The following is a 17299-nucleotide window of genomic DNA, read 5'->3' as shown; positions in this document are numbered from 1 at the left end:
CATAAGTTGGATGAACCTCTCCCTCCCAACCTCCCTCTCCTGATAGGAGAGAGAGGAGTAAGAAAATATAAAGCTTTTAAGCCCCTCTCCTCGCAGGAGAGGGGTTGGGGAGAGGTCTTATTTCCATCCCACACTTGAAAGTTGAGGCAAGGCGTTAAAAGCATTGGAGGCAAGTCTGGCTGGCAGGTGTTCGCGCCGTTCCAAATCGCTGAGGTCTTCCGCTGCTCGAATCAATTCCACTTCGCCTGTTTCTGTAACCAGCACGACATTGGGGCGGTATTCGATAAACTGGAGCCATTGCGTATTGTTGTAGGCTCCCACCGTAGAAATCACCATGCGATCGCCACGGGAAAGCGGTGGTAGCGAAATGCTTTCGGCAATCACATCAATATTCATACACATGGGGCCATAAACCACTGAGGGTTCGGCAGTTCCAGGTACGTGGCGATCGAGGGCAATGTCAAAACGATACCAAAAACTCGTGAATAGCAAATTCACCCCCGCATCCATGACATAGGCGCGAGTGCCATCGGGTAGGCGTTTTGTGCCGCAAACGCTGGTAATTAACGAACCTGCCTCATCGACCACAGCGCGACCTGATTCGATAATCAGTTTAGGTGTATGCCCCGATCTGAGATGTTTCCAAAGGGAATCGCAGATGGCATCGGCATATTCCTCAATCGATGGTAAGAGCACATCGGCGGCATGGTAGGTTCCTTTTAAGCGACTGCGTGATGGGAAACCGCCACCAATGTCAATGTATTCCATCTGCCAGCCATAGAGGGTTTCGATGTCATAGCCAAATTTCACCATTTTCTCGACTTGGCGACCATAGGCACTAGGTTCCATGATATACGTGCCAATGTGGCTATGCAGCCCGTTAATCTTTAATTTACCGCCCCGCGCAATTCGATGAATCGCTTCCATCGCCTGTCCTGATTCCAAATTGAAGCCAAAGCGCGACCAGCAAGGTTGAATCCCCGCATCGAGGTTGAGGCGAATGCCCACAGAAATGGTTTGACCGAGTCGCGTAGCGATCGCTTCCAAATCCTCAATTTCATCCAAGTGATCGATATTGATCGTGACACCATCGCGCACGGCTGCCTCCAACAGATCGAAGGGTTTGTGGGGGCCATTCAGAATGATATGCTTGCCGGGAATGCCCAAAGCTTTTGCCTTGTCATATTCCATTTTGGAAACCAACTCGGCGATCGCGCCCTCTTGATGCAAAATCGCGCAAATGGCTTTCAAATAATTGGTCTTATACGACCAACCAAAGGTGACATCGGGATAGCGGGTGGTGAAGGCATGACGCATCGTGCGGAACTTACGGCGCAGCGATCGCTCGGAATAGACAAATAGGGGCGATCCGAACTGGGCGACGAGATCGTCAACGGAAACGCCAGCGATCGAGCTTTTGATTTGGTTGTATGCCGAGGTGTGACCTGTAAATTTATTCATTAGCCCGCTCTTAAGTTGTTGAATGGAAGGCTTTTCATAGGTGGAAGTAGCAGTTTTCATTTATCTTTCTCCTGAAGTGACTAAGGTTTGAAAAGGGGCGGCATCTGTGACCATTTCATAGGTGTAGCGCACCAGCAGTTTGCCAGCTTTGTAAGGCTGTAAGGGCGGCATGGGCAATCCTAGGGCTGCTCTTACCATGCGGGACGGTAAATTGATGCCCACGGCAGTGGCAAAGTATGTCCAAGCAGGGAATCGCGGATTGATTTCAATTAAATAAATGGTTCCATCGGTGGTGGCGATACATTCCAGTTCAAATGCTCCTCTCCAATGGGTATGTTCTAGAAAAGCTTTAGCTGCTTGGAATAGCCCCTCGTGATGGATGGTCACACCACTCCAGATCTTGCCCAGTTCGGTCACGGTCATTTTTTTGATCGCCACCAAGCCCAGATCGCCGCCAGTGCCGTCTCCCACGCCAACGAGGTTGAGTTCGGCTCCTTTCACTACTTGTTGCAGGATCACGGGATAGCCCCATTCGGCGGCTAACTGATGAAATCGTTGGATAGCTTCTGCTTGCGTCCAGACATGATATGCCTTGCAATAGGTTCCCTTCACCATTAAGGGCAATCCCAACTCGGCGATCGCGGTCTGTAATTCCACCACGGAGGTGACTGTAGCAGTGCGTGGGGTTTGCATACCAAAACTAGCGGCGGTTTCTGCCAAACGGGCTTTATTGCGTAAGGCAAATTGGGCTTTGGTCGGCAGATAGGTGTGAATTCCCCGCGATTCTAATTCCGTAGCGCAATGGATATAGAGGGGCAGTTCCACATCAAAATTGGGGATAACGCAATCGAGTCCCATCCGTTCTTTAATCCTCTCCAATCGTTCGATCAAAACCTCTGGTTCTGAGGAGGGGTAGGGCATGATGTAACGGCGATCGAACAGCCAGTCCATATATAGCCCCGGTTCCATGGCATCGTAGGCGAGACCGACAATCTGCATATCCAGTGCTTCGTCTTCGCGCAGGCTGCGGGCAATGCCAGTGCCGGGTCCTGGATTGTCAACGGCATTGATCCCTGAAACGGCGATCGTGGGATGGCTCATCGTTTTGCTCCTGTTAGGTTTGATTGGATGAATCCGAGCATTTCCAGTTGTTGCATAAAGTCTGAGACATCGCGTTCTGTAGAACTTTGAGCGATGCCAAATTGTTCGGAGAGAAGCAGGGCGATTTGGGTGCGATTTTTGCCCTGTTGGAGTTGTTGCAGGACTAAATGACCACAAGAATTGAGCGTATAGGTCTCGCCTGTCGAGGTATCGAACCCAAATCCATCGTCGGCAACTGTAAGTGTTTGTAAGGCTGTCATCTCTATTTCCTTATCTATGTTTAACGTCAATTTTGGATTTACCCCCTTTATCCCACCGAAAGATCGGAACCCTAGCTCCCTTCCCTTTGAAAGACTGCGATCGCATAAACTCTTGCTTCGCTTAGGGGTTCGATCCCCCCCAGCCCCCTTATTAAAGGGGGGAGAAGAATCGAAGTCCCCCTTACTGAGCCGCGAAGCGACTTCCCGAAGGGTAGGGGGATGCCCGATAGGGCAGGGGGATCGAACCTCTCGGATAAATGGGATGTGTGTAGGAGGTAGCGTGCAAGGGTGGCGTAAATTCTTTAGGTGGAAGAAACGTTCTACATCTCCTATTAAGCTGCCTCAAGATGACAACTCAAGCCACAATTTGATTACAGTTTTGTAATTTTGGCGGAGGCGACTGCCAGTAAAATAGGTTGCATATGCACATCCTTTACGTTGAAGACGAATTAAAAATTGCCAACTTTGTCTGTGCCGGTCTGAAGGAACAGGGGTTTGTTGTGGACTATTGCGACAATGGCAACGATGGCTATCAGTACGCCCTCGATCGCGAATACGATGCGATCGTCCTAGACATCATGCTACCGGGTAAAGACGGGCTGGCGATTCTCAAAAGCCTGCGCCGTGAGGGGCGAAACGTCCCCGTGATTTTATTAACGGCTCGTAACGAGTTGGACGATCGCTTAGAGGGGCTAAATTTGGGTGCAGATGATTATCTTGCCAAGCCCTTTTTTGTCGAAGAACTGGTGGCGCGAATTCACGCACTGGTGCGGCGAATTTCAGGCGATCGCCAAAATATTCTCAGTGTGGATCCAATTAAGCTAGATCGCATCACCCGCGAAGTCACCTGCAATCAACAATCGGTCGAACTCACCTCTCGCGAATTTAACCTACTGGAATACCTGATGCGATCGCCTGGGCGCGTATTTACCCGCACGCAGATTCTCGAACATATTTGGGGCTATGACTTTAACCCGAGTACGAATTTGGTGGATGTTTGCATTCAGCGCATTCGCAAAAAGCTCGATCGCGTCGGCGGGTCAGGTTGCCTAGAAAGTATGCGCGGAGTTGGTTATCGTTTTCGCAAACCTGAGATGAAATCGTGAAACTACCTTCTTTTCGGCTACATTCTTTCCGTTTGAGGGTTGCCTTGCTCTCGGCTCTACTGGCAGGGGGGGCGATCGCGGGGTTTAGTTTTCTCTCGTTTTTGCTGTTTTACCAAGCCAAACTCTCCAGCCTTGACAACGAAATCAAAGACCAGTTACTGCGAGAGGCTTCAGCCCCCAGACCGACTTCCCATTGGGAATCCTATGCGCGATCGCGTTCCTCTTTTTTTGGTGAAGATACCCAGCCTGCGATCGCCCTGATTGCGATCGACCCAGAGGGGAAAACGCTCTATAAATCTGATAGCTGGAGTTCCGAGTTCGATCGCACGGCACTATTCCCACAACAGACTTCCTTAAAAAATGACCTGCAATTCCCGAGCGCTTCCCTGATGTTTGCTGGTAACAGAACCATGGTCTATCAATCGGTTGCTTGGAACTCCGATCTCGAACCCATCGCTCAATTACCGCCCCCTCCTCCCGATCGAGAGGCACAATCTCGACAAACCCGCCCGACACAACCCCTGCCCCCACCCGACCGACTGCCTCCACCACAATTCAGACCGCCATCCCCCCAACCGTCAGGACAAATTCTACCGCAGCCATCGCCACCCGTAAGCCAACCATCATCCCCACAACCATCCCCACAGCCATCAGGGCAAACTCCAACGGTGAGAGTGACATCCCCGACCACAATCCCCACGCCCACAAACACGATCGTACCTCCATCCCCACAACCGTCAGGGCAACCCACAGACTCTCAAGGGATACCATTGGGACTTCCTGCACCCACAGGCACGATTGCGCCATCCCCGCAAATCAACTCGGGTGGGCAAACTCCAAATAGCAAGGAACCATTATCCCCAAGTAAATCTGGAGGACAACTTCCAGAGTTGAAGCCACCTGACGGACTGCCGCCGACGGTCGAACAAGCAGGCAAACTCTCTAGTTTTGTCACCCAAACAACCAGCACGGGAACTTGGCGAATTGGGGCTGTGTCTTCTCCTTTTGTGCGGATGGCGATCGCGGTGAATTTGCAAACCATCGATCGCGAAATGGGGGCAATTCGTAATGTCTTTTTCCTGACGATTCCCTTGACGCTACTTTTAGTCATGCTAGGGGCATGGTGGATGTCTGGAGGGGCTTTAAAACCGATCGAAAAGATTACGGGAACCATTCGACGCATCACAGCAAAAGGACTGAGTCAACGCCTTCCGATTGCGGGTACGGATGAAGAATTGGTGGAACTACTGCAAGTCTTCAATCAGATGCTGGAACGTTTAGAGCGTAGCTTTACCCAAGCATCTCGCTTTAGTGCGGATGCCGCCCACGAACTCAAGACTCCCTTAGCGATTTTACAGGGAGAATTGGAACGTACGCTCCAAGAAGCCGATGCGGGTTCGGAATTTCAACAGCGCCTGAGCAATCTGCTCGACGAAGTGCGTCGGCTCAACTCAATTACCCGCAAACTCTTGCTGCTCTCCCTTGCCGATGCGGGGCGCATGTCTGTACATAAGATCGCGATCGATCTATCGCAGGTTCTATCCGAAATGGCGGAGGATCTTGAAATGCTAGCGCCCGATCTGGAGATTCACGTCCAAATTGAAGCTGGGTTGCAGGTGCAGGGCGATCGCGAACTCTTGACTCAAGTGCTACAGAATCTCATGGGGAATGCCATAAAATACAATCTCCCCGAGGGTTGGCTGCGGATTAAATCTGGGCGGGACGGTAATTTTGTGTTTATTACGATCGCCAATCGTTCCAAGGATATTCCTGAAAGCGATCGCGCCAAAATTTTCGATCGCTTCCATCGCGGCGATGCTGCCCGTACCCGCCATGTGGAGGGGTTTGGGTTGGGACTGAGTTTATCCCAAGAAATTGCCCGCGCCCACGGTGGCGACCTCAAACTAGATCGCACACCTGCGGGGCATACGGCTTTTACCCTGACGATTCCCGCTGCCAAGCATTATTAACGCGTGAAATTAAGGCTCGAAATTTGTGGGGTCTGACGCGCTTCCTGTCGCGAGAATACCAGAATCAGGCGATCGCCACTGTACAGACGCAGCTTATCCGTTTCCACTTCAAACCGAGTGGTTGTTTCTAGTAATTTGAGAAAAGTTGGCTCCACGTTATTCTCATTCAGACAAGCCATTTTCGTGCTAATAATCTGAGAGAATTTCAATTTTGAGCCTTCAACCTTGACACTTCCCGCAATGCGATTGCAGCCACCTGAACCTGAAAATCGTCGCAGTTCTCGATCCAGCTCGATATAAGCATCGTTGGCTTTGACTGGACGACTGTTCATTTCGACAAGCTTCCATTTCTTACCCCAAAGCGTGGCATTGGCATTCACATCTGCTTGCTGTTGGCTATTGGAACAGGTTGGGCGATATTCCCCAACATTTACAGGCTTTAAATCAGGCACATCATCGGGCTTGAGCGTAAAGGTAACAAAGCTTTTCCCAGAAGGGCAACAGAGGGCATCGGAGGCACGGTATCGATTAAACTCTGTCAATACATTGGTGGGACTTGTTAGGTGAATATTGGCGATCGCGCCATCGGTGCGCGAGTCCATGGCTACAGGAGAGAGCGTACCCGCATATCTTCCTTCCCAATACACAAAAGATTGGTACTGCATCGGACGGCACATGCCATCAAAACCAGAAGTTGCCGTGATAATTTGAGTTTCACCATAGCTCTGCACCGAGCCGTAAAGCTTCCAGCCTTGACGTACTAACGCTTCCTCTGCGGGGCTGTTAGGCGATCGCACTTGACTGAGGCAGCGTTTGTCAATCTCTCCACTATCTGCCGCAGGGCGAGGCAATTGGGGTAAATTCCCATTAACTCGATTCCAATTTTGCAAGGGGCGATCGAGCCAAGATGCCTTTGTGGACTGGGCTAATGTGGATTGGGCGAATACCGAGACAGATGGAAGGCTGAGACAAAGGCAGATAGAGAAAAGCAGATGAGATTTTTTATAGACCATGACTTTGCTTGACTTGAATTCGGAATAAGGATTGTAGGACGAAACACTGGGCGTATGGGCGATGGAAGGCATGTATCATCCACTGCCCTATGAAAATTAGGTAGGGGCGATGCCCCCCCGTGCTCGCCCTAATTGTCTGGATAGGTAGAATTTATCTAGGCGAATTTGGGATGATGGAGAGACGGGAGGAATTAACCAAGATCGAGAATCTTAGGAATTCTTATCCCAATGATAAAGGGCTGAAACCAACTCTTTTCTTAGTTTAACGCGAATAGAGGCAAAGATCTTGCTAATGTCACAAACCTATCGAAAGGATAGAATTTTGAGTAGGTTATGTAGGATCTTTGGGGGTTGGTATTGGGTGTGGGGCATTTTGAGGAAGATCGTCGATCGCATCGCGAGAAGGCTCTACCCACATCTGTTGTGGAATTCCGATTTGAATGCCTTGCAGATCGAAGGCGATTTTGAGGCGACGGCGCAACTCCCGCGCTACATCAAACTGTTTTAGAGGAAGCGTTTTAATCCATATTTTGATTTCAATCCCTGCATGGGAAATTTTCTCTATGCCAAAAACTTCGCCAACATCGAGGATTTGGGGTTCCCATGCTGGATCGTTGGCTAATTGCCTTGCCTCTTGCAATACAATTGCCAGTGCTTTATCGACATCCGTATCGTAGGCAACCTCCACCGAGAAATCACTGCGCGACCAAGTGCTGGTCAAATTGTCAACTTGGGCGATCAGGCTATTGGGTAGCGTGATCAATCGCCCATCACCCGATCGGATCTGGGTAATGCGCAGGTTAACATTTTCCACAATCCCACTCGCTGAACCAATAACGATATAGTCTCCAACAGCGTACTGATCTTCCATCAAAATCATTAAGCCATTCACTAAATCTTTGATCAAGTTCTGTACCCCAAAGGAGACCGCTAAAGCCAGCAAGGTTCCGAATGCCAGTAAGGAGATCGGCGCAATATTGAGAAATTGCAAAACCCAAACAACCGCAAAGCAGTAAATCAAGACCGTTTTCATTCCCTTCAAGGCATTTACGGTCGTTGCCAGACGCTGCGATCGCCTTTGGGAGTTCTCAATCGTTAGGGTGTTTTTTTCCCAGATTTGCAGCAGCCCGTCGATCGCTAGATTCGTCAAGCGGTTGGTGAAGCCCGTGACAAACCAGACGATCAAAATCAAAATGGGGGTAGACACGACGCCCAGTGCAAAGGGACGGGTCTGGGGAAACTGATATAGAGCTGCGGCAATGCCACAAACCCAAACAAATACTATTGCCCAAAATACCAACCACCGCAGGAGTCCCACGATTTGCAAGCGCCGCTGAATGTTGATTTGACTGCTAAATTGTTGCCGTAAGTTCTCTAATAACTGAAGTTTATACTCATGAACTGCTTTACTCGCGAGTGTTTCATCGCTGACCTGTGCGATCGCGTGACTTTCTAAATGCTTCGTCAATATTTCTTCTCGCCATCCCAATCCCCTCCAAATTATCCATAGCAAAATACTGGAAGCGATCGTCGCGATCGAGATTTTGACGGCATCGCTAATTTGCTGTTTAAATGCTTCTGGTTTGCGCAGTTCCAAAGCCTGTTGTAATTCTTTCTCTAGTGATTTTTGCCAACGCGCGGCTAAGAGTTCCTTCGTTGTAGCATAGTACTGAGCGTCTGTATCCGTGACCGTCAATAACACCCTTGGTTCCGCTAGACTCGCATCTTTCGCAAACAAAAGCGGTTGCTGATTGAGCGTTTCGCTAAACACCTGAATGGTGTCTGGATCGAGAGGGGTGGGACGTTCCCCTAGGGAGTCGAGAGATATCGACCGTTTTCCCAATGAATCAAGGGCTGAAGATTGATTGGATTTTAGGATTTGCTCTAGATTGGCTTCGATTTGATGCGCCCTCACCTCGACGGGAATCTGATTGCCCAATTCATTACGGTTGAAGACTGCGGGGGAAGCAATTTTCAACACTTCTTTCCCATCCAATTTTACATCGGTCACCTCTAGCAATCCTTGTCGAGTCACGCCCATCGGGAGTTGAGGTGTATTTGACTGGGGCAATGTTGGCATCTGACCGAACGCGATCGGACTCCAAACAGTTAAACCAAGAACTATCAAGAAACCCACGAATACCCAGATTAGAAAATACCTTACTCGTGAAAAAATTTGTCCCATAAAATCCTCCTTGCAACCGCCCTGTTCCTTGAAAGGTGGATGCAAGTATCATATACCTGATGGCACAGGAAAATCTAAAAGTCCATTTTTTAGGCGCGGTGAGTAAAGGATCTTTCCTTCTTGAGTAACTACCTCTCCACCAATCCATTCACTTGTGTCTGATGGTAACATTATGCAATTAGAAGCGCTCAACTTCTGGATTGGTGTTGATTTTACCAACCACAAATTTTACTTGCATTCCAGAATTATAGGTGGCTCCAGCTCTTGTGGTTTGATCGATGGAAATTAGGTAAGCCATTGGTTTGTCTGGTTTAAGCAGAGGACTAAAAGCGTCACCAAAGTCGAGGGTATAGGAATTATTCGCAATGGAAACTCCTTGGGGCGGATCTACTCTGGGTGCGATCGCATAGACCCGTTCTTTAAGCTTATTCCCTATTTGCTTGCCATTGCGATCGTAGAGGCTCACCGTAACCTTGACTTGCTTCAACTCATTTAAGAGGTTTCCTCGATCTTCCAAGTAGATTTTGCTGGGATCTTTGAAAAGATAGAATCCCTTAAATTGAAATTGCCGCAGTCGATTTGGATGAATTCCATTCGCGATCTTTACAATGGTTATATCTTTTTGGATATCCACATCTGATTCCAATGTACCAGGAATCGTGAGGTTTAGCATTCCCGAAGCTACAATCGTAGACTCGATCTCAGGATCGCCAAGATCGGTGAAACTCTTTTCGGTTGCCCAGACGACTTTGAGCGATCGCCGTTTGGTATCAAGTAATGCGTAGGCATCGCTCGCATTTGAGCCCGACGCTAGGAGTTGCCCCAGCCCATTTTTATCTAACCAGTTGTTTTTAACGAACGGGATGGTTTTTCCTGATAGTGTAGACACCTTTTCACTGTGGGTGAGCTTCTCTGTGGGAATCGTGGTTCCCTGAACTAACCAAACACGACCATAGGCACCAGGAGTTCCATCACTTCCGTTTCTGCCATTCTGACCTTGGCTACCATTCTTACAGGTGTGGCGATCGCGGCGATCTACCCCAATATAGTGCCAACGATAGCGATAATTATTATCGGAGCCTACATGGCTGGGTCTGCTAGGCTCGTTGTCGCCTAAAAAAGGAATCCCCGAACAAAGAGTAGTTCTTTGGCGAATGGCTTGCCAAGGTTGTTTTTCATCTTTAATCGGTTGCGATCGCAATTCCCATATGCAGTAAGTAACTTCCCATGAGGACTGTTGACAAGTGCAGCCATTGCCCCCCTGTGCGCCCAAGCCGCCGCGTCTGGGACGACCGCCATTATTTTTAAGCAGAACATTTTTTAGCTGGGAAATTTCGTCAAAATAGATCGTAGCGTTGCCGCCGTTCCCACCATTGCCGCCACTTCCCCCGTTACCGCCATTCCCACCCTGTGCGCCCATGATGCTGAACTCAGGTTGCGGCTGCTGGCATTGGGTGGCATTTTCGCCCAGTGATGCATTTTCGCCATCATCGCCTTCACCCCCAGATAGGTCATAGGCGATCGCTTGGTTTCCTGCCCTGATGATTTGCTCCTGTCCATTCAGCCCGTTGCGCCCACTTCGACCATCCATGCCATTGCGACCGGGAACCCCAAAGATTTGCGACTGCGCATAAATCGTAGTCGCTGCAAAAATACTAAGGAGTAACGTAAATAAAGAAAATTTGAGTAATATTTTTCCTGCGATCGACCCTGTTGTCCCCAGCCCAAAAAAAAGCATGAATTTACGCAGCTTCATGTGGTTGTCCCATCCTTCGTTTTTCTACAAATCACACGCGATCGCCAACTTACCTTGAAATCATCCTTATGCATATCTTGAAATGAGACAAGATCCCTTCACAATAATTTGGCTGATTACTACCGACCGACAGAAGACTAGATTTTGTTCCCACCGATCTAGAAATTACAAAGCTCACACCCCTAAAGGTTGGCGACTACCAGCTTGTTCTAGTAACGATTCTACTTTTTGTAAAAGCTCAGCTGTCGTAAAGCCTTTGGTGAGATAGTCCGTTGCTCCGAGACGTTGCGTTTCCCTAGACCATTCTTCAGCTAAGCGCGATGAAATCACCAAAATCGGCATATCCATGCCAGCTTGACGGCAGCGATCGATCAAGGTAAAGCCATCCATTCTAGGCATCTCAATATCCGTAATCAAAATCGATGGCTGAACCTGCGCTTGTAACCATTCCCAAGCCTCTTGCCCATCACTACAGGTGCGAACGTTATAGCCTTGCGAACTCAGGCTGCTCTCAATGCGCCTGCGCATCAGCGCTGCATCATCAACCACGACTATCTGTCGGGCAATTAGTTCGCTGGTAGTCCCTGAAATTGCCTGCATGGGGCTATCTATGCGCATACTTGTGGACTCACCTGAATGAGATTCGAGCAGCAAGGCATCAATCAGAGATAGGGCATCAATTACAGGAATGAGTTTCCCTTCAGATGTCAGGCTTACACCGACGATCCCTGCGGGTGCAATCAGGGGGTGAGGCAGGGGATTGACCAACAGATCGCTTTGCCCCATCAGGTTATCTGCTACTAACCAAACTCCCCGATCGCTTTCTAAACGTTTGGCGCGCACTGCGATCGCGTTTGGTAACACAGGTCGTCCAGCAGTACTACTATGCCAATATTGAGATAGGTCGAGGGCAGGGATTTCACCTGTATTTTCTGAAATGATGAAGTTGTAGGGGTGGTTGTCTTGGGGATCGACCTGTTTCCAGAGTAGGTCGCCTAGCAGCATGGTTGTGAAAACTTCGGCCGTGGGAATGGCAAATATGCGATCGCCTGCTTGTAAGAGCATACAGCGCACAAAGAGCTGGGGCACAGGAATTTGGAGCGTGAAGGTAGTGCCCACGTCGATCTCAGAATGCAGCCGCAACTGTCCACCCAGCGTTGTAACTTGGCTGGCTACCACATCCATTCCTACGCCGCGCCCAGAAATATCGGTAATTGTTTGAGCGGAGGTAAAGCCTGGTTGACAAATCACATCCAGCAATCGCGCTGAGGTACTCGTATCGGTCAGAGACAAACCGTTCGCTTGGGCAATATTGCGAATCTTGGCAGGGTCAATTCCCTTACCATCATCTTTAACTTCTAAGAGAAACACATTCCCGCGACGGAGCAAAGAGATTTCGATGTTGCCCTGTTCGGGTTTTCCTTTGCTTTTGCGATCGTCGCGATCCTCTAACCCATGATCGTAGGCATTCCGAATCAGATGCAATAAAATTGGTTCGAGATTGCGAAGCGTACCCGCATCTAACTCCAATTTTTCGCCACGCACGGACATTTGAGCTGGCTTGCCAATCCGCGTGGTTAAGTCGCGTAAAATTCCTCTTGCACGAAAACTTAGCGCTTCAAAGGGGAGTAGACGGCTCTCTTCAAGGGTTTGCTGTAAACTGCGCAAACTGACATCGAGTTTTTGGAGGCTTTCGGCGGTGCGTCTAGAAGCTTCACCCGTTTCTGCCCCTAGCTCGATCAACCGCAAACTGATTTCTAACAGTCGATTGATGGCTAGATAACCTTGGCGATAGCGTTCTACTTTCAGTCCATCTTGTGAATTGGATGCCTCAGAAAGGGCGTAGTCATCCTGTACATCTCGCAATTGACCGATGTACTGCACGCTATCTTGGGCAAGGGCAACAAGCGGCATCAGGTTGGTTTGCACAGATTGATAAAAACCTTGCGTGGCACGGGCTGCCATCAGGGTTTCGATCAGATGCTGAGAAGAGCGATCTAAGCGTTCGAGGGGAACTGGGATTTGAATATTTGCGGTTGAAGTTGCCACGATCGCAGCAGGTGCTTTTTTCTCAGGTGCTCTGGTTTCTTTCGAGGGTAAAGCTGGCGAGGTGGAGGGAGTGGATTCTTGGGGCTTTGGCGTTTTTACGACAACAGGTTCGGCAACTTGGCTTGGAGGTTTAGGCGAATATCCGCCCAATTTGGCTGCAGCTTTGAGCGATCGCAGGTAAGGCATCCACTGTTCTACCCAAACGGCAGCGTCGGAATTAGCAATTAGTGTTTGACCTTGGGGCAAGAGCCGATCTTGCCATTCCGCAGCAAAACCCAAATCCGTGCCAATTTCTGCCAATTGCGCCAGGGTTTGCTGGGCAGTTTCTATAGTATCCAAGGGGACATTCCCTGAAGCTGGCAACTGCTCGATCGCCATCTCTAGCTCTAGAACCACCAGATCGAAGCCTTGCTCGGCAAATTCTCGATACAGTTGTTTTTGTTCGTTCCATTCGCTGAGATAGTCTTGCTTAATGCCTTCATGGAGCAACTGAATGCGCTGAATTGCATTGGAGGAACTATGGGCATCGGTTGATTGGAGGCTACCAATCAGTAATTCTCCTGTTTCGTTCAGAATTTGTTGGAGCTTTCCATCGGTAAGAGAAGGGGCTATTTCTAGATGACGCAGATCGGAGAGCAAATCTTCAAGCACGGTGGCAATCTCTAAGATTCTCTCTGCGCCTACGGTCACCGATCCACCTTTGATCGTGTGTACCGAACGATAAAGCTGTTGAATATCTTGCGTCCATGATGCTGCATTGAGCTGCGCGACTGTATCCACATACAGTTGCAGATCTTTTTGCGTATCTAGATAAAAGAGATCCAGCAGTTCTTGCTCAAGGGAATCGGTTGTAGTGTTGTTTTCGGGGCGATCGGGCTGCTCAGAATTCATCTTGGCGAACGGAACTGGGTCTGAGCCTTTACTGGTATCTAACTGAATGGCGTTAGGGATTTCCTGCTTTGCTGTTTCCTGTTTTGGCAAAGAGATCGCTGAATGCTCGGGAATGATATATGGAACCGGCGATCGCTTCGTGACAATTCCGCCATGTTTAGCACATTCTTTGAGCGATTTCAGATAGTTCGCCCAATGCGCCAACCAGTAATCGGCTTTGACATGCTCGAAGAGTAATTTACTTTGCGCGATCGTCTCATCCCAGTCTTTCCCTAACCTTAAATCGACCCCTATTTCTTGAAGCTGCTGGATCGTTTGCCGCGCGATCTCGATTGTAGAATTGGGGATTTGACTGTCTAGGGTAAGCATTTCTAGCCCCATCTCTAAGTCAAGCACCATTAAAGCAAAGCCCTGCTCGGCAAATTCTTGATGGAGTTGGCTATATTCATTCCACTCAGGTAAGAATCTGGCTTGTACCTCTGTGCGTAGGTCTTGAATCCTTGCGATCGAGGCTGAGGGGACTTCTAAAATCCGAATGCTCCCAACCAGAAGTTCGCCCGATTCTGTGAGAATTTGCTTGAGTTTGCCATCTTGTAGAGGTGGTGCCAGATCGATGTAGCGCAGATCGGAGAGTAGATCTTCTAAAACAGCGGCAACTTGTACAAGTGGTTCGGCTCCCACGGTGACAGCTCCACCTTTGATCGTATGCACGCAACGATAGATTTGCTGAATGTCATCTTTCCATGATTCGGCATTTAGCTGTTGTACTTTTTCTTCGTAGAGCTGTAAGTACTTTTCAGTGTCTAACTCAAATAGATCGAGCAGTTCCTGTTGTAGGTGTTGGATGTCAAAATTAGAATTGGACATTTGATCGGTTTCTATCTAGCTAGAGAATTGTTTCTAGTATCCTCTTCAGTTACGATTCTTACCAGTCAAGATCGATACATCTTCTATGGCGTAATCATTCTCATCCTTGCGATCTATGTAACCGACTGGAATAAATTTGGTGTCAACTGCCTCCAGTTGCGGATTGCTAGGCTGAAGCTGAAGTTGTTGAGGCAAACGGAAAAATTGTACTTTTTCCAGCAACTGCCTTGCCAATTCTCCCATTTGACCTGATTGCTCGCGGGTAAATCGGGCTTGGTTTGCCGATCGCTCTGCTACAACCGCAATATTTTGAATTGAACTCAAACTGAGTTTGACAGCTTGGGCAATTGAAGCAGATGACTCGGTTACCGAGCGACCGATCTCCGCTACCTGCTCTGTGGCAGATTTAATATTGTTAAAGGATTGACTGGACAACTCGATACTATTGGTAAATTCTTCTACGAGACCGCTAACATCTCGCACATCTTGGTCGATTCCCGATACGACGACTTCGACAAAACCCGTACGCTGTTGCAATACGATCAGCCCTTGATTGGTCTGGTTTGCAAGATTATTGACTTGATTGGCGATCGCTTCAAATTCTCTTGCCACACTGGCAAACTGATCGGGGTCTCTTTGTTCGAGGGCTCGTGCTGCCACCATAGAGGCATTCATTGCTAGAACCTGCGTTAAGGATGCCAGTCGCTTTTGATCGAGTACAAATTTCTTGGCTAAGTCCACAAACTCGCCTAAATTTTTAATTCGTTTTACCATTTGCACGGTGCCGTCTTGCAGGGAATCGATCGAAGCAATCAAACTGGCGATTTCTTGTTGACCTTTGGTGACAGCAATTTGGGCTAGCTGTACGGCTTGGTTGGTTGAAACTGCCTGTTGAGAAGCTTTCTGCGCCTGTTGGTTCATATTATCAATCCCTTCTCGCACCTCCGCGACCGATCTCGCTTCTTGCTGAGCATTTTGAGCAACGACGATCGCTTGCTTCTCTAAAAACTCTGCCCCTTGGTTTACTTGCTGTGCGGTATGCAACACAGCGGACATCACTTCACCCAACTGCTCGATCAGGCGATTGAGCGTGTCGGCAATTAACCCAGTTTCGCGATCGCTGACTTTTGCCTGCACCGTCAAATCCCCCATTTCTAGATCGGAGACAATATCTAATAACTGGGCTACATCTTCCTGCAATTGGAAATTTTGCAAGGATGTCTCTGATTGAATCTCAAGCTGTTCTAGCTCTCTTTGGTTGATACTGTCAGCCATTTGGTTAAATACAGTTGCCAAGACGCCAATTTCGTCCGTCGATTTGACATCGGCTTTTGCGGATAAATTGCCACGAGCGTACTCGCGAGCGACGTCCTCTAGCTTTTTAATCGGTTTGCTAATACTGCGTCCGATCGCCACACCAATTAAAGAACCTGCGATCGCCAGAAACGCACCTAATCCTACAATGAGCAGAACCGCTTGAGAAAGCAAACTACTCAACTGACTGTGGCTCGTACCGCGCAACATCACGCCTACAGGTTTACCTGAAGCATTTAAAACTGGCGTAGCTGTCACCGTAAATATTTGACCGTCTACAGTTACATCCTGAGAAACCAATGCATTGGGAATCAAGTGAGAAAAAGCCGCACCTCCTGCGGTTTGCCAAGTTGCAATGTTGGTTGGACTGACTGGGGTGAGTGCCCTATTAATCAGATCGGTGGAAAAACTGGATAAGAGTTGAACCTGCCCATTTTGACGAATTTGCCCAAGCAGGGGCGAACTCTTTACTGTAATCAGGGTTAACCCACTTTCTAAGGTTTGATTGCTGCGATCGGCGATCGCGATTTTAGGCGGAGCAATTACATCTCCAAAGATCAAGACACCCACGATCTGACCGCCAGAACGTACGGGAGTAACCACGTAGCGCACCAAAAAATTGGGCGTGTCGGTGGCACTTTTGCCCAACTTCTCTGCTAATTGAGGACTTTCTAGCGCTAGATCCCCATAAGGCAAAACTTCAGTAGAAATCACCTGCTTACCCGTGGCGATCGCCTGCGTGACTAAGCCGCTTGGATTGAATTCATTGCCAGTACGATTTGTATAAGCCGACTCAATAATTTGCTTATTGGGATTGACTAGGGTGGCAAATTCGATCTCGCGCACGTTAGCCTCATTTGCCAAGATCTCTTTAACGGTTGGGTTCGATTTATTCGCCAAAGCTGCGGCAATAATTGCCGTATTTTCAGATTGACCTCTAGAGCCAAAAGCCATTTGATTGACTTTGATGTTGTAGTTGGTAGCAACCACCGAAAGTTCGGACTTTGATTGACTGATCAACTGGGTACGCAAATTGCGATCGACGATCGCGATCGCCACAGCCAAACCAATTAATGAGAGCAATCCCGTGATTCCCAGCGCAACACTCAATTTGGTCTGAATGGAATTTTGGCTGGGTTTTGTCTTTTCTGCTGGATCTCGATCTACCTTTTGAAGTTGTTGCCTTGAAGTCTCGGAAACATTAAGACTTTTGCTTTTTGCAAGTTGTTGCTTTCTCAGAGCCAGATTTCTTTGAGCTACTGGAGAAAGATTTTGTGATGGCGTATTTTTTCCCATATTTCTCTAGGCACTGCTGTTGGTAATCAA

At 48.6% G+C, this 17299-nt stretch carries 10 protein-coding genes; 2 read left to right on the top strand and 8 right to left on the bottom strand.

What is annotated here, in order from left to right:
* Window positions 1–117: 117 nt before the first annotated feature.
* Genes ACP2WE_RS03505 through ACP2WE_RS03495 form a run of 3 tightly spaced genes read right to left on the bottom strand, consistent with a single transcriptional unit; the run spans window position 118 to window position 2822 of the window.
* Window positions 118–1521 (bottom strand): alanine racemase, encoded by a 1404-nt coding sequence (locus tag ACP2WE_RS03505; protein WP_425214198.1) that lies wholly within the window; start codon window positions 1519–1521, stop codon window positions 118–120.
* Entirely contained in the window at window positions 1522–2562 is a 1041-nt protein-coding gene (locus tag ACP2WE_RS03500; RefSeq protein ID WP_425214197.1) for an ATP-grasp domain-containing protein, read from the bottom strand.
* Window positions 2559–2822 carry a PqqD family protein gene (locus ACP2WE_RS03495; RefSeq protein WP_425214196.1) on the bottom strand — a complete coding sequence of 88 codons (264 nt, stop codon included), beginning with the start codon at window positions 2820–2822 and terminating at the stop codon, window positions 2559–2561. The genes ACP2WE_RS03500 and ACP2WE_RS03495 overlap by 4 nt, the downstream gene beginning before the upstream one ends.
* Before the next feature lie 422 nt (window positions 2823–3244).
* Here ACP2WE_RS03495 and ACP2WE_RS03490 point away from each other — a divergent pair, with 422 nt between their 5' ends.
* Together ACP2WE_RS03490 and ACP2WE_RS03485 are read left to right on the top strand one after the other, a co-directional pair.
* Entirely contained in the window at window positions 3245–3928 is a 684-nt protein-coding gene (locus ACP2WE_RS03490) for a response regulator transcription factor (protein WP_330481608.1), read from the top strand.
* On the top strand, window positions 3925–5898 hold the full coding sequence (locus ACP2WE_RS03485; RefSeq protein ID WP_425214195.1) for a sensor histidine kinase: 1974 nt from the start codon (window positions 3925–3927) through the stop codon (window positions 5896–5898). The genes ACP2WE_RS03490 and ACP2WE_RS03485 overlap by 4 nt, the downstream gene beginning before the upstream one ends.
* Here the strand turns inward: ACP2WE_RS03485 and ACP2WE_RS03480 are convergent.
* The 5 genes from ACP2WE_RS03480 to ACP2WE_RS03460 all read right to left on the bottom strand — a co-directional run bounded on the left by ACP2WE_RS03480 (window position 5895) and on the right by ACP2WE_RS03460 (window position 17269).
* Entirely contained in the window at window positions 5895–6911 is a 1017-nt protein-coding gene (locus ACP2WE_RS03480) for an META domain-containing protein (protein WP_425214194.1), read from the bottom strand. The two genes, ACP2WE_RS03485 and ACP2WE_RS03480, sit on opposite strands and share 4 nt — an antisense overlap.
* A gap of 331 nt (window positions 6912–7242) precedes the next feature.
* Window positions 7243–9096 (bottom strand): mechanosensitive ion channel family protein, encoded by a 1854-nt coding sequence (locus ACP2WE_RS03475; protein ID WP_425214193.1) that lies wholly within the window; start codon window positions 9094–9096, stop codon window positions 7243–7245.
* 178 nt (window positions 9097–9274) lie between these two features.
* The gene (locus ACP2WE_RS03470; RefSeq protein WP_425214192.1) at window positions 9275–10852 is read right to left on the bottom strand and encodes a hypothetical protein; all 1578 of its coding nucleotides are present in this window, start codon (window positions 10850–10852) and stop codon (window positions 9275–9277) included.
* Between the two features lie 174 nt (window positions 10853–11026).
* Window positions 11027–14659: a response regulator gene (locus tag ACP2WE_RS03465; RefSeq protein ID WP_425214191.1), complete on the bottom strand. Its 3633-nt coding sequence runs from the start codon at window positions 14657–14659 to the stop codon at window positions 11027–11029.
* A 45-nt stretch (window positions 14660–14704) separates the two neighbouring features.
* Window positions 14705–17269 (bottom strand): methyl-accepting chemotaxis protein, encoded by a 2565-nt coding sequence (locus tag ACP2WE_RS03460; protein ID WP_425214190.1) that lies wholly within the window; start codon window positions 17267–17269, stop codon window positions 14705–14707.
* Window positions 17270–17299: the final 30 nt, after the last annotated feature.

Source organism: Tumidithrix helvetica PCC 7403, from assembly GCF_965232925.1.
Classification (GTDB): domain Bacteria; phylum Cyanobacteriota; class Cyanobacteriia; order Pseudanabaenales; family Pseudanabaenaceae; genus Tumidithrix; species Tumidithrix helvetica.
The sequence above is the reverse complement of the archived record's forward strand: the minus strand, read 5'-3'. Positions and strand labels throughout refer to the sequence as shown.

Excerpts from the sequence above, each read along its gene's own strand:
- ACP2WE_RS03495 (WP_425214196.1), bottom strand. The coding sequence starts at position 2,822 with ATGACAGCCTTACAAACACTTACAGTTGCCGACGATGGATTTGGGTTC.
- ACP2WE_RS03500 (WP_425214197.1), bottom strand. The coding sequence starts at position 2,562 with ATGAGCCATCCCACGATCGCCGTTTCAGGGATCAATGCCGTTGACAAT.
- ACP2WE_RS03475 (WP_425214193.1), bottom strand. The coding sequence starts at position 9,096 with ATGGGACAAATTTTTTCACGAGTAAGGTATTTTCTAATCTGGGTATTC.
- ACP2WE_RS03505 (WP_425214198.1), bottom strand. The coding sequence starts at position 1,521 with ATGAAAACTGCTACTTCCACCTATGAAAAGCCTTCCATTCAACAACTT.
- ACP2WE_RS03465 (WP_425214191.1), bottom strand. The coding sequence starts at position 14,659 with ATGTCCAATTCTAATTTTGACATCCAACACCTACAACAGGAACTGCTC.
- ACP2WE_RS03480 (WP_425214194.1), bottom strand. The coding sequence starts at position 6,911 with ATGGTCTATAAAAAATCTCATCTGCTTTTCTCTATCTGCCTTTGTCTC.
- ACP2WE_RS03470 (WP_425214192.1), bottom strand. The coding sequence starts at position 10,852 with ATGAAGCTGCGTAAATTCATGCTTTTTTTTGGGCTGGGGACAACAGGG.
- ACP2WE_RS03490 (WP_330481608.1), top strand. The coding sequence starts at position 3,245 with ATGCACATCCTTTACGTTGAAGACGAATTAAAAATTGCCAACTTTGTC.
- ACP2WE_RS03460 (WP_425214190.1), bottom strand. The coding sequence starts at position 17,269 with ATGGGAAAAAATACGCCATCACAAAATCTTTCTCCAGTAGCTCAAAGA.